This window comes from Pseudomonadales bacterium (genome assembly GCA_013215025.1).
GTDB lineage: Bacteria > Pseudomonadota > Gammaproteobacteria > Pseudomonadales > DT-91 > DT-91.
The window spans coordinates 1-21302 of record JABSRR010000015.1 but is presented as its reverse complement, the minus strand read 5'-3'; the positions used below and the strand labels follow the sequence as shown (position 1 = coordinate 21302).

General features: G+C 48.9%; 22 protein-coding genes. 12 read left to right on the top strand and 10 right to left on the bottom strand.

What is annotated here, in order from left to right:
• The first annotated feature begins 372 nt into the window (after positions 1-372).
• Positions 373-657, top strand: a complete 285-nt coding sequence (locus HRU21_02135) for a hypothetical protein (GenBank protein NRA41088.1) — start codon at positions 373-375, stop codon at positions 655-657.
• Between the two features lie 121 nt (positions 658-778).
• Here HRU21_02135 and HRU21_02130 read toward each other — a convergent pair whose 3' ends face one another.
• Positions 779-1681 carry a L,D-transpeptidase family protein gene (locus HRU21_02130; protein NRA41087.1) on the bottom strand — a complete coding sequence of 301 codons (903 nt, stop codon included), beginning with the start codon at positions 1679-1681 and terminating at the stop codon, positions 779-781.
• Between the two features lie 171 nt (positions 1682-1852).
• Here HRU21_02130 and HRU21_02125 point away from each other — a divergent pair, with 171 nt between their 5' ends.
• The gene (locus tag HRU21_02125) at positions 1853-2320 is read left to right on the top strand and encodes an Lrp/AsnC ligand binding domain-containing protein (protein ID NRA41086.1); all 468 of its coding nucleotides are present in this window, start codon (positions 1853-1855) and stop codon (positions 2318-2320) included.
• Between the two features lie 21 nt (positions 2321-2341).
• Here the strand turns inward: HRU21_02125 and HRU21_02120 are convergent, their stop codons facing one another.
• On the bottom strand, positions 2342-3307 hold the full coding sequence (locus tag HRU21_02120) for a 2-dehydropantoate 2-reductase (protein ID NRA41085.1): 966 nt from the start codon (positions 3305-3307) through the stop codon (positions 2342-2344).
• A 278-nt stretch (positions 3308-3585) separates the two neighbouring features.
• Here HRU21_02120 and ald point away from each other — a divergent pair, with 278 nt between their 5' ends.
• The 3 genes from ald to HRU21_02105 all read left to right on the top strand — a co-directional run bounded on the left by ald (position 3586) and on the right by HRU21_02105 (position 7100).
• Positions 3586-4722 (top strand): alanine dehydrogenase, encoded by a 1137-nt coding sequence (gene ald / locus HRU21_02115; protein ID NRA41084.1) that lies wholly within the window; start codon positions 3586-3588, stop codon positions 4720-4722.
• Between the two features lie 146 nt (positions 4723-4868).
• Positions 4869-6173: an FAD-binding oxidoreductase gene (locus HRU21_02110; protein NRA41083.1), complete on the top strand. Its 1305-nt coding sequence runs from the start codon at positions 4869-4871 to the stop codon at positions 6171-6173.
• The gene (locus HRU21_02105; protein ID NRA41082.1) at positions 6174-7100 is read left to right on the top strand and encodes a DMT family transporter; all 927 of its coding nucleotides are present in this window, start codon (positions 6174-6176) and stop codon (positions 7098-7100) included. It abuts the gene before it with no gap.
• Here HRU21_02105 and HRU21_02100 read toward each other — a convergent pair.
• The 6 genes from HRU21_02100 to HRU21_02075 form a co-directional block, all read right to left on the bottom strand.
• Positions 7075-7788, bottom strand: coding sequence for an ABC transporter permease (locus HRU21_02100; GenBank protein NRA41081.1), 714 nt, complete (start codon positions 7786-7788; stop codon positions 7075-7077). The genes HRU21_02105 and HRU21_02100 overlap by 26 nt on opposite strands.
• A gap of 137 nt (positions 7789-7925) precedes the next feature.
• Positions 7926-9020, bottom strand: a complete 1095-nt coding sequence (locus tag HRU21_02095; protein NRA41080.1) for an extracellular solute-binding protein — start codon at positions 9018-9020, stop codon at positions 7926-7928.
• Positions 9021-9049: 29 nt separating this feature from the next.
• Positions 9050-9898, bottom strand: coding sequence for an ABC transporter permease subunit (locus HRU21_02090; GenBank protein NRA41079.1), 849 nt, complete (start codon positions 9896-9898; stop codon positions 9050-9052).
• Positions 9895-10773, bottom strand: a complete 879-nt coding sequence (locus HRU21_02085) for an ABC transporter permease subunit (protein NRA41078.1) — start codon at positions 10771-10773, stop codon at positions 9895-9897. Before HRU21_02085 ends, HRU21_02090 begins: the two co-directional genes overlap by 4 nt.
• A 44-nt stretch (positions 10774-10817) precedes the next feature.
• The gene (gene potA / locus HRU21_02080; protein NRA41077.1) at positions 10818-11942 is read right to left on the bottom strand and encodes a polyamine ABC transporter ATP-binding protein; all 1125 of its coding nucleotides are present in this window, start codon (positions 11940-11942) and stop codon (positions 10818-10820) included.
• A gap of 233 nt (positions 11943-12175) precedes the next feature.
• Positions 12176-12691 (bottom strand): GNAT family N-acetyltransferase, encoded by a 516-nt coding sequence (locus tag HRU21_02075; protein ID NRA41076.1) that lies wholly within the window; start codon positions 12689-12691, stop codon positions 12176-12178.
• Here HRU21_02075 and HRU21_02070 point away from each other — a divergent pair.
• Both HRU21_02070 and HRU21_02065 read left to right on the top strand, forming a co-directional pair.
• Positions 12683-13129, top strand: coding sequence for a gamma-glutamylcyclotransferase (locus HRU21_02070; protein ID NRA41075.1), 447 nt, complete (start codon positions 12683-12685; stop codon positions 13127-13129). The genes HRU21_02075 and HRU21_02070 overlap by 9 nt on opposite strands.
• On the top strand, positions 13122-14021 hold the full coding sequence (locus HRU21_02065) for a cation transporter (protein NRA41074.1): 900 nt from the start codon (positions 13122-13124) through the stop codon (positions 14019-14021). Before HRU21_02070 ends, HRU21_02065 begins: the two co-directional genes overlap by 8 nt.
• A 30-nt stretch (positions 14022-14051) precedes the next feature.
• On the opposite strand, the gene HRU21_02060 is transcribed toward HRU21_02065, so the two are convergent.
• Positions 14052-14600 carry a cupin domain-containing protein gene (locus HRU21_02060; GenBank protein NRA41073.1) on the bottom strand — a complete coding sequence of 183 codons (549 nt, stop codon included), beginning with the start codon at positions 14598-14600 and terminating at the stop codon, positions 14052-14054.
• Positions 14601-14755: 155 nt separating this feature from the next.
• On the opposite strand from HRU21_02060, the gene HRU21_02055 reads away from it, so the two are divergent.
• Entirely contained in the window at positions 14756-16051 is a 1296-nt protein-coding gene (locus HRU21_02055; GenBank protein ID NRA41072.1) for an FAD-binding oxidoreductase, read from the top strand.
• A gap of 5 nt (positions 16052-16056) precedes the next feature.
• On the opposite strand, the gene HRU21_02050 is transcribed toward HRU21_02055, so the two are convergent.
• The gene (locus HRU21_02050) at positions 16057-17553 is read right to left on the bottom strand and encodes an aldehyde dehydrogenase (protein NRA41071.1); all 1497 of its coding nucleotides are present in this window, start codon (positions 17551-17553) and stop codon (positions 16057-16059) included.
• 269 nt (positions 17554-17822) lie between these two features.
• Between HRU21_02050 and HRU21_02045 the strand changes: the two genes are divergently transcribed.
• The 4 genes from HRU21_02045 to HRU21_02030 form a co-directional block, all read left to right on the top strand.
• On the top strand, positions 17823-19142 hold the full coding sequence (locus HRU21_02045; protein ID NRA41070.1) for an aspartate aminotransferase family protein: 1320 nt from the start codon (positions 17823-17825) through the stop codon (positions 19140-19142).
• 7 nt (positions 19143-19149) lie between these two features.
• Positions 19150-20637: a CoA-acylating methylmalonate-semialdehyde dehydrogenase gene (locus tag HRU21_02040; GenBank protein NRA41069.1), complete on the top strand. Its 1488-nt coding sequence runs from the start codon at positions 19150-19152 to the stop codon at positions 20635-20637.
• Positions 20638-20642: 5 nt separating this feature from the next.
• A complete protein-coding gene (locus tag HRU21_02035; GenBank protein NRA41068.1) occupies positions 20643-20999 on the top strand; it encodes a cupin domain-containing protein in 357 nt (118 codons plus the stop codon).
• Between the two features lie 7 nt (positions 21000-21006).
• A partial coding sequence (locus HRU21_02030; GenBank protein NRA41067.1) for an FAD-binding oxidoreductase occupies positions 21007-21302 on the top strand: 296 nt, incomplete at its 3' end.

The window sequence follows — 21302 nt, the reverse complement described above, 5'->3', positions numbered from 1 at the left end:
CTTTGTGCTGTGCGTGTAGGCCAGCATCCTTAGTACAATCACATTTTGTATAGTAACATGCTACTGTTTAAGCTGTTAATTGTTTGTGCTGTTATTTATTCGTACGGTTGTGTTGCCTTGAATCGCTATTTTATGCCAACTGATCGCCGCTGGCTAAAGCTATTTATCGCTAAGTCGCTGGCACAACTCAACGCTAAGTCACCGCTAAGTCATCGGCAAGTCATCGTTCAGATTGACTAAGGCACAGACCGACGCGCTTAAATCGCCTTATTATTTGCACTAATTTACAGTTAAAACATAGGTTTACTTGCAATATTTAAAAAAATAATTAAATTAGGGCTTTACCACATCATATTTGAGGAAATTCCCATGTTGTCTAAAAAACTCGCGCTTATTCCACTGACCGCCGCATTGTATGCCTGTTCCGGTGCTGAAACCCAAGAAATGCAAGAGCAGATTGCCGACTTAAGCAGCAAGATTGATGCGCTTTCGGCTGATGTTTCAAGCCTAAAATCTGGCCAAGCGCAAGCCTCAGCTGATGCAGCGGCGGCCAAAGCGGCGGCGGAATCTGCTAGCGCAGCAGCTGAGAAAGCCGCTAGTGATGCAGCGGCAGCGAATATGCGCGTTGACAATATGATTGACAGCTATAAGAAGTAAATTTCTGCACGCAGCTCTTTATTCTACTTATTCTGCGCAAAACTATGACGCTTTGCCCCTGTGCAGCTGTGCTTTTGCATGGCTAGCAGGGCAAAGCGGTGCTTAGCTGTGTTTTGTTCTGCTAGTCTGCCGGCAGGGCGTTAACCAAGCCCGATGACTGCTCAACCGCCTGCTGCAAAAATTGCTGCTGCATCCTGTTTTTACCCACAAAACTCAGCACCGCAGGGCTGATCACTGGCTCAACCTCATCGTGCTCAGCATAGCTGAGCGGCTCATGCACTTCGATTAGCTTTTGCGTCGGCTCGTACGACATCTTTATCGCTTGATCCACTATCCGCACTGGCGTATTCAGCGAAACATTATCAAACAGCCAGCGAATATCATCATCATATAAACGAATGCAGCCTGCACTGGCACGCATGCCGATGCCAAAACGGCGATTACTGCCGTGCAGCAAATAAACCGTATTGCCCATGCGCAGCGCATATTCACCGAAGGGATTATCCGGCCCCGGTAAAATTTGCTCGGGCAGCTGTTCGCCAGTAGCGGCGAAATGACGTTGTCGCGTCTCTGCGGTCGGGCGCCAGATAGGGTTTTGTCGTTTCTCAGAGATATAGCTGACCAGTCGCGGCGTCATTAGCCCCTCACGACCAATGCCAACCGGGAATACGTGTACCGTATTCTCATTGGGCGGAAAGTAATATAAACGCAGCTCTGGCAAATTAATTACAATGCCCTCGCGTTTGGCGTAGGGCAGCAACATTTGCGTTGGAATCGTCACCTTGCTACCCGGCTCAATTAAAAACGGATCTAACTGTGGATTAGCCGCCATCAGCGCATAGAAGCCGACGTTATACTGCTCGGCTAGGCCTTGAAAAAAGTCGCCTGTTACAGCCGTGTGCACGGTCGGCTCACCGATCAGGCGCGAGCCCGGCGGCGGCAATGGATAGCTTGCCGCTAATACCCCCTGCCAGGGCATGAGCAGCAAACAAGCGGTGAAATAAAGCAATGAGCGCATGTTCATTCGACGACCATCTCTGCTGAGACCGAATACTTGCATTGATAGTACCCAAATTATCACGCAGCGCCTAGGGTTTTAGCCGTATCAGGCCTGTAGCACGCTTAATTCTTTCAAATTATGCAAAAGTAGACTAAATTACTGCTATTCATAAATAACAACAAAATATCTTCTACTATGGCCGGCTTAAGCAAAATAGATTTAAAAATTTTACACGAGCTTCAACGTGATGGCCGGATCAGCTTTGCCGAGCTGGCGCGGCGCGTCGGCTTATCAAATTCACCCTGTTTCGAGCGGGTTAAACGACTTGAACGCGAAGGTATTATTCAGGGCTACCATGCACAGCTTGACCCCGAGGCTCTGGGCGCCGGCTTGCTAGTATTTGTGCAGATTCGTCTGAATCGCACCAGCGACGATATATTCAAACGTTTCAATGAGGCCGCACGTGCACTTGAACAAGTGCAGGAATGCTATCTGGTATCGGGTAATTTCGATTATCTTATTAAAGCGCGGGTCAACGACATGAACGCCTATCGAATATTTTTAGGTGAAACCTTACTCGGCTTACCAGGGGTGCAAGAATCAACCTCGTATGTGGTGATGGAGCAGGTTAAAGAGACGCTAGATCTAGCACTAGGTGTTTAGGCGGTCTCGAGAAGCGATCTGTTATTGCTTGATCGGCATATTCTTGATGCGCTCGACCAGCTGTTGGTTGATCGGGCAGTCCAAACCAAAGCGTTTTGATTCGGCGAGAATAAAGCCATTAATAAAATCAATCTCGGTTTCACGCTGATAGAATACGTCCTGGTGCATCGACGAGTAGTTTTGTGCCGTATTACCAATGACTTCCTCAACCCTTGCCTGCATATTTTCTAGCGCGTGACCAAAGCCATGCTGCTCAGCCACTTGTCGACACTCAGCAATAATGTGCGGCAGCAGCGAGGCCGTTTCAGGGTGCGATAATAGCTCGCCATTGCGAATATCGTGTATCGCGGTAAGTGCATTAATGCAGCAGTTAATCACCAACTTACGCCACATTTTAATGCGAATATCGTCGGCAGGTTTGAGCACTAAATCAGAGTCAAGGTGCTTGATTAAGGCTTCCAAATAGCCGTCGCGGTTATTGCCAAGTGCGCCAATACTGGTTTCACCAAAGCCGGTGTGCTCAACCACGAAAGGGCGATGACGGCGCGCGCCATCGGTACTGACGGCGGCGTAAACCGCCATATCAGGCAAGGCTTGCATAATCGCTTGCTGAGAGCCCATGCCGTTCTGCAATACTAATATTTTGCTGTCAGGCGACAGTGCATGCGCCACCGACTTTACCGCCGCAAGCGCATTATAAGCCTTCGTGGCAACAATCAGGGTTTTGATATTGGTTAAGGTTGAAGCGGTATAGGAATCAATATCGAGCTCAACTTCTTCATCTCGCTCTAGCAGATGCACATGGCGCACCTTGCGTGCTTTACGGGTAATCAAATCAACCGGACAGCCCGCCAAGGTGAGTTTGGTTGCCCACAACAAGCCCATGCTGCCCGCGCCTAAAATATGCACCGTCTCGTCAATATTGCTGACATCGACAGGCTGCTCGGCAGCTAAAAGCTCGGTTAAGCGTGGTTCAATCAAAGGCAATGGCTCATTCCTCAGTACAGGCCCCGCACAACACTGCGGGCGCGGAATTATAGGCAAAAGCCTGAATATGTACAATTATTAATCAGCGGATGATCAAGGATAAGTTGTTAGTTCTTATATAAATCTCTATTTAAGCATTTATTTTTATTTATGATTAATTTTACAGAATAATATTCTTAAATTTCGACATAAATCAGCAATAAAAGCAGATAATTCTGCAAAAGCTTGCCTACAATATCGACATTGTTAGCAAGCACTTCTAAAAAGAGGACATCATCATGTTAATCGGCGTGCCAAAAGAGATTAAAAACCACGAATATCGGGTCGGCCTTACCCCTGCCGGCGTTAAAGAACTTATCCTGCATGGCCATGCCGTCATCATTGAACAGAATGCTGGTATTGGCATTGGCCTCGATGATCAGCAATATATTGCAGCAGGGGCTGAAATTGTGAGCAGTGCCGATGAAGTGTTTGCACGCGCAGAGATGATCATAAAAGTTAAAGAGCCACAGCCCATAGAATGTGAGCGCTTACGTGAAGGACAGTTATTATTTACTTATTTACACCTAGCACCAGACCCTAAACAGACCGAACTATTGCTAAAATCGGGCGTCACTGCGGTCGCTTACGAGACCGTTACAGATGCCCAAGGCGGGCTACCGCTATTGGCACCGATGAGTGAAGTAGCAGGCCGCATGTCTATTCAGGCTGGCGCACACTGCTTAGAGAAAGCTCAAGGTGGTAACGGTATGCTATTGGGTGGCGTACCAGGCGTTGAACCAGCCAATGTCATGGTTATTGGCGGTGGCGTCGTGGGTCTAAACGCGGCACGCATGGCGGCAGGCCTTGGTGCCAATGTGACCATCTTAGATCGCAGCTTGGCACGTTTGAAGCAGATTGATGAGCTGTACGGGGCACAAATGACCACCTTATTCAGCACCGCCGACGCTATCGAAAAACAACTGCAGCAAGCCGATTTAGTGATCGGTGCGGTATTAATACCTGGTGCGGCAGCGCCTAAACTGGTTAGCCGTGCCATGTTGGCACAGATGAAGCCGGGTGCAGTGATGGTTGATGTTGCGATTGATCAGGGTGGCTGTTTCGAAACCTCAACCGCCACTACTCACGAAAACCCCAGCTATGAAGTCGATGGCATTGTGCATTACTGTGTTGCCAATATGCCAGGCGGCGTTGCGCGCACCTCTACCTTTGCTCTCACCAACGCCACACTGCCCTATGCCATTGCACTTGCTAATCAGGGCAATCAGGCGCTATTACAAGATGAACATCTTTTAGCCGGGCTAAATACCCATCGCGGCATGGTAACCAATGCTGCCGTTGCCGAGGCGCTTAATTATAACTATGTTGAACCTCGCATTGCGCTTCAGGGCAGCGCTTTTAAACAGTCAGCTTAAACCCCTTTGGGGCACGCATACCTCCCTAGCGTCGCCCCATTTTTTCTCACCGCATAAATCCTCAAATTGCATCAGGAATAGCTTGCCTCTACAAGTAAGCCATGTAAAATTTAACACTTGTGTAAAATATATTAAACAATGTTCCTATGCCTCATGCCGAACCCCAAGCGCCACGCTGTCGCGCGTATTACACCGACACCATTGCCGCTGAGCCTGATTATCCGCGACTTGAAGAATCTATTCGTGTTGACGTTGCCATTGTGGGTGGAGGCTTTACCGGCATCAATACGGCTTTAGAACTGGCTGAAAAGGGCTTAACGGTAGCGGTATTAGAGGCCAATAAAATAGCCTGGGGCGCCAGCGGGCGCAACGGTGGTCAAGTAACTGGCAGCTTGTCAGGCGACGGCGCTATGCAAAAACAGATGCGTGGCGTACTCGGTGATAGTGTCGATGATTTTATCTGGCAGCTGCGCTGGCGCGGTCACGATATTATCAAACAGCGCATTGAACGCTACGCGATTGATTGTGATCTACAATTTGGTCACCTCCACGCAGCATATAAACCCAGTCATTTAGACGAACTATTAGCGGCTCATGCTGAGGCTGAATCGCGCGGTATGGGCGATCAAGTCAGCCTGATTGACAAGAGCGTCATGCCGGATTATCTGGAAACGGATATTTATCACGGCGCCTTGTATAACAAAAAAAACATGCACTTAAACCCGCTCAAGCTTTGCCTGGCTGAAGCCGATGCAGCGCAGCGACTTGGGGTGCAAATTTANGAAAACACTATGGTGACTGACATTGTGCATGGCGATTTACCGCAGCTAATAAGCGCTGGCGGTAGCGTTACAGCAAATACCGTATTATTGGCAGGTAATGCCTATCACCGCCTGCAGCGCAAAAGCATGCGCGGCAAAATTTTCCCCGCGGCTGGCGGCATTGTGGCAACCGAACCCTTAGGCGATGACATTGCAGACGCTATCAATCCGAAAAATTTGGCCGTATACGACTGCCGTTTTGTGCTTGACTATTACCGGCTGACTGCTGACAAACGGCTATTATTTGGTGGCGGTGCTAACTATAGCGGTAAACCTTCACGCGATATTGCCGCTGAACTTCGCCCAGCGATTGAAAACACCTTTGCTCGCTTACGCGGCGTCAGAATCGACTACCAATGGAGCGGCATGATGGGTATTGTGATTAATCGCATCCCGCAGTTGGGCAAACTTTCTGACAACGTATTTTATGCCCAGGGCTATTCTGGCCATGGTATTGCCACCAGTCACATTGTGGCAGAAATCATGGCTAAGGCGATAACAGGGCATATGCAAGAATTTGACACCTTTGCTCACTGTAAACATGTCCGCATTCCAGGCACAGAGTGGCTGGGCAATCAATTCTTGGCCCTAGGTATGTGGTATTACCTGCTGCTGGAAAAGCTCAAATAAATGCTGCAGCAGCGGACGAGCTTTTGGTCGCTAATATTATTAGCGGTTTGCCTAGTCTGGGGCATTGAATTTTCACTGGTTCATCAAGCCCTGAATGAGATGGGGCCTCACAGTTTTAATGCGCTGCGCTTTTTGATTGCGGCAATAACGCTTCAGCTATATTGCATTCTCAAGCAGTATCGCTGGTGGCTAGAGCTTAGCTGGGCAGACGGTCTGCGCGGACTAATACTTGGGCTGCTGCTGTTTGCCGGCTTTGCCACGCAATCCATTGGCTTGCAATACACCAGCGCCAGCGTGGCCGGTTTTATTACTGGCCTCAACACCGTGTTTGTGCCGATTTTAGCCATGTTATTATTTCGTCAGGCTATGCCTTGGTATGTATGGCTAGCGGTAGCTATTGCAACTCTTGGCACCTCCTTGTTGACCGGCATCAATTTCCGCAGCGACTTCAGCAGTGGCCAATTTCAAGGTGAGCTATGGATGCTNGGCTGCGCCATTGCTTTTGCCGCACATATTATTTACACCGGGGTCTTTCTAAAGCAGCTGCCACCANTGGCACTGGCACAGTTACAGCTGATTACCGTAATGCTGCTTAGCTTTATTGCCGCATTTACATTTGAACCTGCGGCCGTGCAACAGGTGTATCAATCACTTTGGCTGAATAGCTCATTGATTGCATGGCTGGCGCTGTTAATTGGCGGCATACTTGCCACCGCATTTGCCTATGTGGCTCAAACCATGGCTCAGCAGCATTTGGCTGCTTGGCGAGTGGCGCTAATATTTGCCAGCGAACCGCTGTTTGCTGCATTAGGTGGCTATCTGATTTTAGACGAGCGGCTAACGCAGCTAGCCTGGATAGGCGCTGCCTGCATTATTTTAGCGATTGTCTTAGTCGATCAGCTCACCGGTGCTGATCCGCAAACTTAGACTCTCGCCCAGCCAAAATTTGCAACATCATCGCGGCGCCCATGCCGCTTGCGCCGAGTAGCATTATCATAATCATGATTTGATAGCGTACCGCGATTAATGGTGATACCCCTGAAAGAATTTGCCCGGTCATCATGCCTGGCAATGCGACTAGGCCCACCGCTAATAGGCCGTTAATTTGCGGAATCATTGCCGCATGAAAGGCGATGATTTTTGCCTGATGTGGCGATGTTAAATTTGCACGCTCAGCCGCATAACGTTCAGCGCTGAGGCTAATGGCATTCATTGTGTTTGCCAAGTACATGCCGGCTAAGGGGATTAATAAATCGGGCTGATACCATGAGGCCGCCTGTAAAATGCACACAACGCTCAAAAATAAGTGCAGCACTACCGCCACCGCTAAAGAAAAGGTGGCCGCCAATAGATAAGCTGACTGATCGCGCACTGGCCGAATAGCTATCCAAGCGGCAACCATCAGCATGATTATAACAATCAACGCACTGAGCCAGGGCGATGGTTTCGCAAAGATACTCAATAATACATAGCCCACCGCAACCAGCTGCAGCAACATGCGCAGCACCGCAACAGCGAGCTCTCGCAAGTTACCCTGCCATTGTCGATATATGCCGCCGATGATGATCAGTGGTATTACACACCAGCTTAAGTCAAGCCAAGCGATTTCTGTCATGCGCTGACTACCTCCTTATGTTATCTGCATGCTAACAAGCTTTGCTATTTCTCCCAATAAGTAGCTGATCATGCAAAACAAAAAAGTAGCAGCCACAAAAAAGCCCGCACGCGGCGGGCTTGTTAGCAATGTATCTGCTATTTATTGGTTTTTACCGCGGTCCACATACGTGAGCCTATACGATCATACTTTGCATCGGTGACCGGGAAGGTAAATAAATTCGCCGCAACTTCTTCTGTTGGGTAGATAGATTCATCTTCGATAATATCTTCTTCAATCATCTCGTTAGACGCAGGGATTGCATTAGGGTACCAAACATAGTTGGTAATTTCGGCAATCACATCTGGACGCATCAGATAATCCAAGAAGATATGTGCGTTTTCGACATTATCTGCATCCTTTGGAATCGCCAGCATGTCGAACCATAGGCCGGCACCTTCTTTTGGAATAATGTAGGCAACTTCAACCCCATTTTCAGCTTCATCTGCACGGTCCATCGCCTGCATGATATCGCCCGACCAGCCTACGCTGACACATACATCGCCATTAGCTAAATCATTGATGTATTGTGAGGAGTGAAAGTAGCGCACGTGCGGACGCATACCGGTTAATACGTCTTTCACTTTGCCGTTTAATAGCTCCGTGCTTTCTGATTTTGCATCTTCACCTAAGTAGGCTAAAACGGTAGGCACGATCTCATCCCATGCGTCTAAAACGGTAATCCCGCAATCCGCTAATTTTGCAGCGACTTCCGGCTTAAACACTAAATCCCAGCTGTCTAAAGGAAAATCTTCGCCCAAGCGCTCTTGCACTTTCGCGACATTGATGCCGATACCGGTGGTGCCCCATAAGTACGGTACTGAATGCGCATTGCCAGGGTCATTGGCGGCCAGCTTGCTCATTAATGCTGGATCCAAGTTTTTCGCATTAGCTAGCTTTGATTTATCAAGTGGCTGGAAAACGCCAGCCTGAATTTGACGTGCTAAAAACGATGCCGATGGCACAACCAGGTCGTAGCCGGTTTTACCCGAAAGTAATTTCGCTTCCAGCACATCATTGCTGTCAAACACGTCATAGGTGACTTTAATCCCGGTTTCTTTTTCGAAATTCGCCAATGTATCTTCGGCAATATAATCCGACCAGTTGTAGACATTTAAGGTTTTACCCTCAGCCATGGCGCCCGATGCAACGGTAATTAAGCTCGCTGCCAGCATCTGTTTAAATGATTTCATAGTATCCCCTCGATGTTATGTCATTTAAATTACGAATTATCTGTGATCATTTGAATTTCTTTTTGTCGCTGTATTTCTTTGCGACGCATAAGCCACCAGGCAATAAAGCTTGCCATCGATACCGCCAATACCAACAGCGTTGCTAGCGCGTTAATCTTCGGGCTAACGCCCAATCGCACTGACGAAAAAACAACCATGGGCAAGGTGGTGGAGCCAGGGCCTGAAACGAAACTAGCAATTACTAAGTCATCTAAGGATAGTGTAAAAGCCAGCAGCCAGCCGGAAAAAAGCGCCGGCGCAATCATTGGTAAGGTAATCGAGAAAAACACCGTCATTTTATTGGCACCAAGGTCCATTGCTGCCTCTTCAATGTCGCGATCCATTTCACGCAGCCGCGATGACACAACAACCGCCACATAGGCCATATTAAAGGTAGTATGAGCGATCCAAATCGTGAGCATACCGCGCTCAGAGGGCCAGCCAAGCACTTGCGCCATCGTGACAAACAGCAGTAATAAGGACAGCCCCGTAATGACTTCTGGCATCACCAACGGTGCGGTTATCATGCCGGTAAACAGCGTTTTGCCGCGGAACCGTCCATAGCGAACCAATAAAATCGCTGCCAGAGTGCCTAAAATCACTGCACCGCTGGCGCTTAGAAAACCAATTTTTAAACTCATCCACACCGCGCTCATCATTTGTTCGTCACGGAATAGCTCGCCATACCATTTGGTCGAAAAGCCGGCCCATACCGTGACTAGGCGCGATTCGTTGAAGGAGTAAAAAATTAAAATAAAAATCGGCAAGTATAAGAACAAAAAGCCGGCAAATAATATGCCCCAGCTGCCAAGGCCAAAGCCGCGTGTCGCAGACCTCATGAGCGCGGCTCCTCAAACTCTTTCGCCTGATAACGCTGAAACAGCGTGATCGGCAAAATTAAAAGCAGCAGCATCACCACCGCCACAGCCGAGGCGCCTGGCCAGTTACGTGCGTTAAAGAACTCATTCCAGAGTAGCTTGCCAATCATCAAGGTATCGGGCCCGCCCAACAGCTCAGGAATGACAAATTCGCCAACCGAAGGAATAAACACCAGCATTGAGCCTGCAATAATGCCGGCGGTAGAAAGCGGCAAGGTAACGGTTAAAAACGCGCGTATTGGTGAAGCACCAAGATCAGCAGCAGCCTCAAGCAGACTGGGCTCGTGCTTTATAAGATTGGTGTAGATCGGTAAGATCATAAAAGGCAGGTATGCATAAACGATACCGATGTAAACCGCGATAGGGGTATGTAACATCTCCAGCGGCTGGTCAATCAAGCCCATTGCCTGCAAGGCATTATTTATAAGACCATTACCTTTCAGCAGCCCAATCCAGGCGTAAATACGAATTAAAAATGATGTCCAGGAAGGCAAAATTACCAGCATCAGCGCAAAATTTCGGCTGTGTGGCGGTAATTTACAGATGGCATACGCCATCGGGTAGCCAATTAATAAACACAATAGCGTAGATACTAGGGCGATTTTAGCTGAGCTCAGATAGGCCGACCAGTACAGATCATATTGGTACAGATCGATGTAGTTAAACAGATTCAAGCTGATATTCAGCACGTCATCTGTGATAGACAGTAGCTCGGTAAACGGAGGCTGTGCTAACTGCGACTCGGCAAAACTAATCTTTAAAACAATAAAAAACGGTACTAAAAAGAATAAGATCAGCCAGGTATAAGGCAGCGCCACAACTGACCATTGTGCCATGCGCTTCAGGTTTTTGGCGCGCCAAGCCTGCAGGTCATAGGTTTTCATGCGGTTAATACCACGCCACTATTATCATCCCAGCTAATATAGACTGGGTCACCCCAGGTTAGCCGGTCGCGGCCGTCGCCTGCGCGCAAACGTTGACTATTGGCAACCGATGCTAGTGCAATTTTGCCTGAGCGCAGCTTGATATGGTAAATCGAGTGGCTGCCCAGATAAGCAATGTCTTCAATACTGCCTTGGCTAAAATTGAAATCTTCTGCTGGCTTGTCACGGCTTACGCGCAGTTTTTCTGGCCGCACCGCAAACGCGATATCCATGCCGGCGGCACCTGACACCCCATGAGACACATAGATCGGCACATCCAAATCTTGACTGCTGATTTGCAAATGGCTGGGTTCATCAACCGAAAGCGTACCCTCAAACACATTGACCGAGCCGATAAACTCCGCCGTCATGCGAGAATTTGGCTGCTCGTAGACTTCAAGAGGCGAGCCGATCTGACGAATTTCACCAGCATCCATAATGCCAACCCGATCGGCCATGGTCATAGCTTCTTCTTGATCATGGGTAACCATCACACAGGTCACGCCCACCGATTCAATAATATCGACAATTTCTAACTGCATTTGGGTGCGCAATTTTTTGTCTAATGCACCCATCGGCTCGTCTAATAATAATAGCTTGGGCTCCTTGGCCAAGCTTCGCGCGAGCGCTACGCGTTGCTGCTGACCGCCTGACAGCTGATGCGGTTTACGCTTCGCAAATTGCTGCATCTGCACCAGGGTTAACACTTCATCAACTTTCTGTGCGATATGATTTTTAGCCATACCGTCTTGTTTCAAGCCAAAGGCAATATTTTGCGCCACGCTCATATGCGGAAACAGTGCGTACGACTGAAACATCATATTCACTGGGCGCTCATGCGGCGGCACGCCCAACATGCTCTGCCCATCCAGCACAATATCGCCAGCGCTGGGCGCTTCAAAGCCAGCCAACATTCTAAGCAAGGTAGATTTTCCGCAGCCGGAAGCACCCAGTAACGCAAAAATCTCACCCTGATAGATATCTAAGCTGACATCATTGACGGCTTTGAAACCGTCAAAATCTTTGACAACTTGCTGAATGGATAAATGTACGGTTTTATTATCACCAACTGAGGATGACATCAAAATTCTCCAAGACCAAATACACCGTGGCGAATATTAATAAGCAAAGTTGTTGCCAACTTATGTAATATTTAACAGTAGTGTTCAATTTTTTTCACAGCCTAAGCGAAATATAGACTAAGTACCAACCATTCATCGCCTAGAAAGGCTGTTTAATAAATCAAACAGCCGCGACATCATGTAAGCCTGCAAAATGGCGCACCATGACAGCGCCACTTTTTGTCAGCCGCACCTCAGAGGTGCATAACCATGTGCCCAGCCCCTGTACCGTAGCCCGCACTGATTTGGACAGCCTCGCTCATTTGAAAGCCCGCCGCTTGCCAAAACCCGCTAGAGCCCTGTACCGCAACTAAATGTACTTGCCGAAACTGCATCAGACGTGCAGAATTTACTACAGCATCGACCAAAACTGCAGCGCCACCTTTACCCTGTGCGGCAGTAGCTAAAGCAAGGTCGTGAATAAATAGGGCATCTGCGTCAATATCGCTGGCAAGCACCTGGTTTAGGCTTGGCACGCTGGCGATGGGCCAGGGATGGCTCAAACAATAGCCGATAAATTGCTGTTGCTGTTTCAAGCCAAAGCAGCTATCTGGCGACAGCTGCCACTTTGATTGCAGTGACCGCATCGATTCATGCAGTTCGTCGGCATATACTTGATGCTGAATCTGCATAATCAACGGCCAGTCGCTTGCAAGCAGCGGCGTGGTTGAGAAGCCAAGATGTTCTGAGGTACGCATAATATGACTCACATTTTTGCCTATGGTACGTTGATGTACCCTGAGCTGTTACAACAGCTGACGGGTCGACAGTGGCAACTTGAGTCGGCTAAATTAACACAGTTTAGTCGACATATTTTGATGGCACCTGGTTTTAGCCAGTCGCCGGTGATTGTGCCAAACCCAGCAGGCGAGGTGGTCGGCAAAATTATGTACAATGTCGATGCTGCCACGCTAGCTTTGCTTGACGCTTATGAATGTGTTGATGACGGCGTATATCAGCGCGTTTCTGCCGTCGCGCAACTGCACGGCTCCGAAAAACCCTTATCCGTTGACTGCTATTGCTTAGGCAGTAACCGTATCCCCTATGCCGGCGAATGGCAAGCTGCTGCGTTTGAAGCTGATCACTATCAGACCTTTAAACAGCAGATCATCCCCGAGTTTTTGCAGGAATATTATGCCAATGACTGAAAGTCGGATTTTAGTAGTCTCGGCACTCGCTTCCGCGGCATTTGCGCTCTATGGCCTGGTTTTAGGCATTATCAGCCACTCCGGCATGATCTTATTTGATGCGGTTTATTCGACGATCACCATCGTCTTAACTTTGCTCTCGATTTATATTATCAAGCTAGCTGAAGCCAAGCAGTCAGCGCGCTTTCCTTATGGTAAGGCACTGTTTGAGCCGATGTTTGTGTTCTTTCAATCGCTGGCATTGATTGGCATGTGTGTATTTACAGCCAGCGCAGCCATCACTGATCTGCTCAGTGGCGGTCGTTATGTGGCGCCAAGCCTCGGCTTAATTTACGCCAGCATCTGCAGTCTTGGCTGTTTCAGCATGGCCTGGTTGATTAAGCGATGTAACCGCAATTTACAATCATTACTGATCAGCTTAGAGGGCAAGCTTTGGCTCGGCGATGCATACCTTAGCACTGCGGTATTACTTGGCTTTGCGCTGAGTTTTTTACTGCAATTATCTGCCTGGCCGCAGTGGGTTGTGTATGCCGACCCCATCATGGTGCTGATTGCCTCTGCTGCGTTTATTATGATTCCAACCCGACTTGCCTATCGCTCCATCAAAGAAGTGTTACTTCATCGAGCCGACCCTGACACCGTTGACAGTATTCGCCAGGCTTTGCTGCAAAGCCTACAAGGTCAACATATTGAGGTGGATGATTACCGGCTTAAAGTGGTCAGAACGGGGCGCGAGCTATCGGTTGAGGCAAATTTGTTGATCGCTCAAGGCCGGTATTTTGATGCCGCCACGGCCGACCGCATCAGGGCCGACTTACTCACTACAGCGAAACAGCATGCAGCGCAGCAATTCATCAATGTCAGCGCAACGGCAGAGCGGCAGTGGCTGTGACTATCTCTGTCTACCTATGACTACGGCTTTTTATAGGTCGGCAGGGGTGGTGCAGGACACCAGTCGGCAGTCTTGTTCAAACGGATTACGGAAGCGATGCTCTTGCCGAGAATCAAAGTAATATCCCTGACCAGCTTCGACGATATACACTTCACCTGCGACGGTAAGCTCCATCTTGCCACTCAGAATATACCCGGCTTCTTCACCTTCATGCATATACATATCTTCGCCCGTGTCTGCGCCCGGGGCTAAATTTTCTACCATGAACGACATTTGACGATTTGGAAAGGCTTTACCGATCAACCGCCAATCCAGTCCGGGAATAGACGTATCTAAAAAATCCTGTGAATCATAAACCACCGGCATATCAACTCGTGACGAATCTTCTGAGTCAAAGAATTCCATCAGCGACATCGGCAGCCCTGATAAAACTTTTTTCAAGGAGCTGACGCTTGGACTAACGCTGTTTTTTTCGATCATCGAGATAGTAGAGTTGGTAACGCCGGCTCGTTTCGCTAACTCGCGCTGCGATAATCCCGATTTTTTTCGCACTTCTGCCAAACGTTTTCCTACATCCACCCTACAATACCTACTTTATGTTTAAAATTACGGACACACTGCTCAGTATATCGTACTCTTTAAACTGAGCGAAGTAGAAGATTTAAGGCTTTTCAGCAGCGCCGAAATCTTGTACATTTGTCAATTATATTAATCATTTGTTTTTTATATTGAACATGTTAAACCCACGCACCCATTCCAGTGAATACCCCGAATCCTATTATGCTGCGACCTTGGTCTATCACGATCGTTACCCCATATTAGAACAAAAGCTGGAGACTCAAGTGTGTGTTATCGGTGCTGGTTTCAGTGGCGTAAATACCGCCCTAGAGCTAGCCGAACGCGGTTTTAATGTGGTTTTGCTAGAAGCGTTTCGGATTGGCTGGGGCGCCTCTGGACGCAATGGCGGTCAGCTGATTCAAGGCATTGGCCATGGTCTTGAGCCTTTCGAAAAAGCCTTAGGTGAAGAAGGCATTGAGGCCATTGAAGCGATGGGCTTTGAGTCGGTCAATATCGTTAAAGATCGTGTTGCCAAGTATCAAATCAACTGTGATTTGAAAATGGGCTATTGCGACCTAGCCAATAAGCCTAGACATATGCAAGAACTGATGGCGCATAAAGCCTGGCTAGACAAGGTTGACTATCCGCATGAGACACGCTTATTAGAGTCTCATGAAATGTCGCAAGTAGTAGGCTCAGAGAGCTATATTGGCGGCCTTATTGATATGGGAAGTGGGCACTTACATCCGCTTAACCTGGTATGTGCAGAGGCACAGGCCGCGCATCGGCTTGGCGTGCAAATTTTTGAGCAATCCGCCGTGATCGACATTGAACAGGGCACGCGCCATCGGATTGTGACGGCCAAAGGTGAAGTCCAAGCAGACAGCTTGGTGATTTGTGGCAATGCCCACGTCGCCGGCCTCGACAAACAGCTGGAGGGGCAGGTGTTGCCCGCAGGCAGCTATGTGATTGCCACCGAACCGCTGTCTGCTGAGGTGCGTCAGCGGGTTTTGCCTCAAGACATGGCCGTTTGTGACCAACGTGTGGATTTGGATTATTATCGTTTAAGCAGTGATGGGCGGCTATTATTCGGTGGCTTATGCACCTACTCCGGGCGAGACCCAAAAGATATTGTCGCTGCTTTGCGCCCCAATATGGATAAAGTATTTCCTTACTTAAAAGATGTAGCGATTGACTATGCTTGGGGTGGCATGATTGGCATTGGGGCTAATCGATTTCCTCAGGTTGGCAGACTCAGAGACAATGTATATTTTGCCCAGGCCTACTCAGGCCACGGGGTTAATGTGACCCACATGGCTGCCAAAGTGATCGCCGAATCAATTAGCGGCGAAACCGATCGTATTGCGTGGTTTGAAAAAGTCAGTCACATCCAATTTCCAGGCGGCAGGCGCTTTCGCTCACCGCTGCTGGCAATTGGCATGCTATATCATCGTCTCAAAGACTGGTTTTAGCCCTGCTATAGCTTAATCCAGGTAGACTTTAACTCGGTGTATTTATCAAAGGCATGCAGCGACTTGTCGCGCCCGTTACCGCTTTGCTTAAAGCCGCCAAAGGGCGCGGTCATATCGCCGCCATCATATTGATTCACCCATACAGAACCGGCTTGTAGTTTTCTAGCCATGCGGTGCGCTCGGCTTAGATCGGCGGTCCAGACACCTGCTGCCAGCCCATAGATAGAGTCATTTGCCATCGCTAATGCCTCGGCCTCATCATGAAAACGAATCACCGACAAAATCGGGCCAAAAATCTCTTCCTGTGCGATAGGCATGTCATTGCTGACGTTTTCAAAAATTGCGGGCTGCACGTAAAAGCCATTGCTAACCGGTTCGACCTGCTCGCCTCCCAGCGACAAGCTTGCCCCATCAGCTACGCCTGAGGCAACATATCGCAGCACTTGCTGCATTTGCGTATCATCAACCGTGGCACCCACGGCCGTTGACGGGTCAAGAGGATTGCCGGGCTGCCATGCCTTGAAGGCTTGATGCAGTTTAGCGATAAATTCATCTGCCACACTATCCTGTACCAATAGTCGCGAGCCGGCGGTGCAAACTTCACCTTGGTTGTAACAAATAGCCGAAGCTGCTGCCTCTGCCGCCGCATCAAGGTCGGGCGCATCGGCAAATATAATATTGGCAGACTTGCCGCCTGCCTCTGACCAAACCCGCTTCATATTGGTTTCACCGGCCATCACCATCAGCCGTTTGGCAACGCCCGTGGAGCCAGTAAACACTAAGGTGTCAACGGCCATATGCCGCGCCAGTGCCTCACCAACGGTATGACCAAAGCCAGGTAATACATTAAAAACACCGCTGGGAATCCCCGCTTGATGGGCTAGCGCTGCTAATTTTATCGCAGTTAATGGCGACTTTTCAGAAGGTTTAAGAATGACCGAGTTACCCATGGCGAGCGCCGGTGCAAATTTCCACGCTGCCATAATCATCGGGAAGTTCCATGGTACGATAGCCGCCACAACGCCAACCGGATTTCGAGTAACCAGACCTAACTGATCGACCGGCGTGGCAGCAATTTCGTCGTAAATTTTATCGGTAGCTTCAGCTGTCCAGCGCAGTGCTCTCAACGCGCCAGTGACATCAACGCTGAGCGAATCACCGATCGGCTTGCCCATATCTAAGGTTTCTAATAAGGCCAGCTCATCTTGATGCGCTTCAATTAAATCGGCGAATTTGAGCAATATCGTTTTGCGTTCTGCGGGTGCTTTTTCAGACCATACGCCTGCAGCAAACTGGCGTTTCGCGCTATCGACGGCAATATCCACATCTGCCTTTGCCGTACTGGCTACCTCAGCCAGCAGGCGGCCATCGATTGGGCTGATACATTTAAACGTTTCGCCACTTTGCGCATCTTGATAATCGCCATCGATAAATGCTCGACCTTCAATCGTCAATGACGCTGCTAAAGATTGCCAATAGTCTAAGGTATTTTTGCCTGCCATGACTGCCTCCAATTTTAATTTACTGCTGTCACGCAGCAGTGGCTATTCGTTAATGCTATGCACCATACGGATTTTACTTATCTTTTCAATCTAAGTTTCAATATTTTGAACAGTTTTGCCACACTGAATTATCAGTTAAGTCAATAATAGCTTGGGCTTAAGGGATTTTTTGAAAAAATGCGCCGAATCCGAAATATCCGCTTGATGTTTTATTTATTTTACATAAACTGCACTTATTATGTTCAATATATCACACAGAGGCTTTGAGAATGTCGAACTCTGACACATCAAACAACGACGCATTTTGGATGCCATTTACCGCTAATCGTCAGTTTAAACAACAGCCACGCATGATGGTATCGGCTGAGGGTATGTATTACACCTCAGACGATGGGCGAAAAATCTTAGATGGCACCGCAGGCTTGTGGTGTACCAATGCAGGTCATGGTCGTCAGGCCATCTCTGATGCCGTCAGTCAGCAGATTCAAACCCTGGATTTTGCCCCGACCTTTCAAATGAGCCATCCCTTGCCGCACCAGTTCGCCGATCGTCTGGTTCAGCACAGTCCTGATAATATGGATCATGTGTTTTTCACCAACTCAGGTTCAGAGTCGGTCGACACGGCTTTGAAAATTGCGCTGGCTTATCATCGAGCCAAAGGTAACCCCTCGAAAACACGCTTGATTGGTCGTGAACGCGGATACCACGGGGTGGGTTTCGGCGGCATCTCGGTTGGCGGGCTAGGTAATAACCGTCGCGCGTTTGGCAGTCTTTTAACCGGCGTAGACCATCTGCCGCATGCTTATTTACCGCAGCAGACCTTTGCGCATGGTCAGCCCGCCGAGGGCGCCTATTTAGCCGATGCACTTGAAGATATGGTGCTGTTACACGGTGCTGAAAACATCGCCGCGGTCATCGTTGAGCCATTGGTTGGCTCTGCAGGGGTCTATGTACCGCCGCTCGGATACTTAGAGCGATTGCGGGCGATTACCGCCAAGCACGATATTTTATTGATATTCGACGAGGTCATCACTGGCTTTGGCCGCGTTGGTACCGGTTTCGCGTCAACGCGCTTCGGCATCACGCCTGATTTAATGACCACCGCCAAAGGTTTAACCAACGGCGCTTTGCCCATGGGTGCAGTGTTTGTGGGTAATCATGTGCACGATGCCTTTATGCATGGGCCAGAGGAAGTGATTGAACTTTTCCATGGCTATACTTATTCCGGTCACCCTGTGGCAGCAGCGGCAGGTATGGCAACACTCGACATTTATGAGAATGAGGGGCTATTCCAGCGTGTGTTCGAGATTGAAGAGTATTGGCAGCAGGCGGTGCACGGTCTGCGCCGTTTCGACGCGGTCAAGGATATTCGCAATCTCGGCCTAGTCGCGGGGATTGAACTGCACGCCGGCGATAAGCCAGGCGCGAACGGTTATGAAGTATTTAATCATTGCTTCTGGAAAGGCAATACGCTGGTGCGCTGCACGGCCGACACGATTGCCTTGTCGCCACCGTTAACCATTAATCATGAACAAATTGACCAATTAGTTGCCGCCTTAGGCGATGCGATTGAAAGCTTACACAATTAGGTGATATATGAAACAGCTAACACATTTTATCAATGGCGAAATAGCCGCCGCCAGTGATCGCTCAGCGCCGGTATTTAATCCAGCGACCGGACAACAGACCGCTGAAGTCTCTCTAGCCAGTGTGGCAGAAGTAGAGGCGGCTATTGCTGTCGCAAAAGAGGCTTTTGACCAATGGTCGGCGGTTACGCCACTCAATCGATCGCGCATTCTGTTTAAATTCAAAGCGATCCTAGAGGAGCGAAAAGACGAATTAGCAGCAGCGATTACCCAAGAACACGGCAAAGTATATGAAGATGCCTGTGGTGAAATTACCCGCGGTATGGAGGTGGTTGAATTTGCATGCGGCATACCTCAGTTACTCAAAGGCGACTATACCGAGCAAGTGGGTCGAGGTATCGATTCCTATTCAACCAGCCAGCCATTAGGTGTGGTTGCCGGTATAACGCCCTTTAATTTTCCAGCGATGGTGCCTATGTGGATGTGGCCGGTAGCCATTGCTACAGGCAACACCTTCATACTTAAGCCTTCAGAAAAAGACCCAAGTGCGACCTTTTTAGTGGCCGAATGGCTTAAAGAAGCAGGCCTGCCCGATGGCGTATTTAATATCGTCAATGGCGATAAAGAAGCAGTCGATGTGTTATTAACCCATGCTGATATACAGGCGGTAAGCTTTGTTGGTTCAACGCCAATCGCTGAATACATTTACAGCACAGCGTCTGCACATGGCAAACGCGTACAGGCACTGGGTGGGGCTAAAAACCACCTTGTGGTGATGCCCGATGCCGATCTCGACGGTGCCGTCAATGCCCTGATGGGTGCAGCCTTTGGTTCTGCTGGCGAGCGCTGTATGGCGATTTCTGTTGCCGTCGCCGTCGGCGATATTGCTGACAGCTTAGTCGAAAAGTTAGCGGAGAAAGCCAAAGGGCTTAAAGTCGGTAATGGTGAAGAGCGTGGTCTTGATATGGGCCCATTAGTGACCAAAGAACACCTGGCTAAAGTGAAAGGCTATGTAGACTTGGGTGTCGAAGAGGGAGCAAGCTTGGTCGTGGATGGTCGAGAGCACAGCGTTGCCGGTCACGAGCATGGCTATTTCATGAATGGCTGCTTATTTGATCATGTCACCACCGATATGCGCATCTATCAAGAAGAAATTTTTGGCCCGGTATTGTGTGTTGTTCGTGTACCCGATTACGCCACCGCAGCTAAGATGATTAACGACCATGAATTTGGTAATGGCACTTCGATTTACACACGCTCTGGCGGCGTGGCCCGAAAATTTGCGCACGACATTCAAGTGGGCATGGTTGGCGTGAATGTGCCTATCCCTGTGCCAATGGCGTTTCACGCCTTTGGTGGTTGGAAGCGTTCACTGTTTGGTTCTAATCATGTACATGGTGAAGAGGGTGTGCGTTTTTATACCAAGCGTAAAGCTGTCACCATTCGTTGGCCAGAAGACGGTTTGGCTGCTGAATTTAATATGCCAACCATGAAGTAAAACCTATGTCCTTAGATTTAATTCAAGATTTAAACACGCAGTCGGTGCAAGCCGAAACCTACTTGCCCGATGCTGAAAAAATCAAGCAAGGCTCGCCTGAGCAAAATGTATGGAATCTGTTCTCATCCAAAGATGAGAAATTCCATGCAGGCGTTTGGGATGCCCAAGCAGGGGCTTGGACCGTCAGTTATGATGAGGATGAGTTTTGCTATATTTTAGCTGGCGAGTCGATCATCCATGATGAAATGGGGCAGACGAAAACCGTTAAAGCCGGCGATTATTTTACCGTAGCTGCGGGTTTTAAGGGGACTTGGGAAGTGCCCGAATATTGTAAAAAAATCTACGTGATCTACGAGGCATAAAATCATCATGCGCACCGAACACACCGGCTCTTATTACGCAGCCAGCCGCCACGATAAGACTGATAGACCACGCCTGCGTGAACACATTGATGCCGACGTTTGCGTTATTGGGGCGGGCTATACCGGTATTTCAAGTGCGCTACATTTAGCCGAGTCAGGCTTTAAAGTGGTAGTGCTGGAAGCGGCCCGTATCGGTTTTGGTGCCAGCGGGCGCAACGGTGGCCAATTGGTCAATAGCTACAGCCGCGATATCGATGTGATTACCCGCAGCTATGGTGAGCAGACTGGAAATGCGTTTGGCGC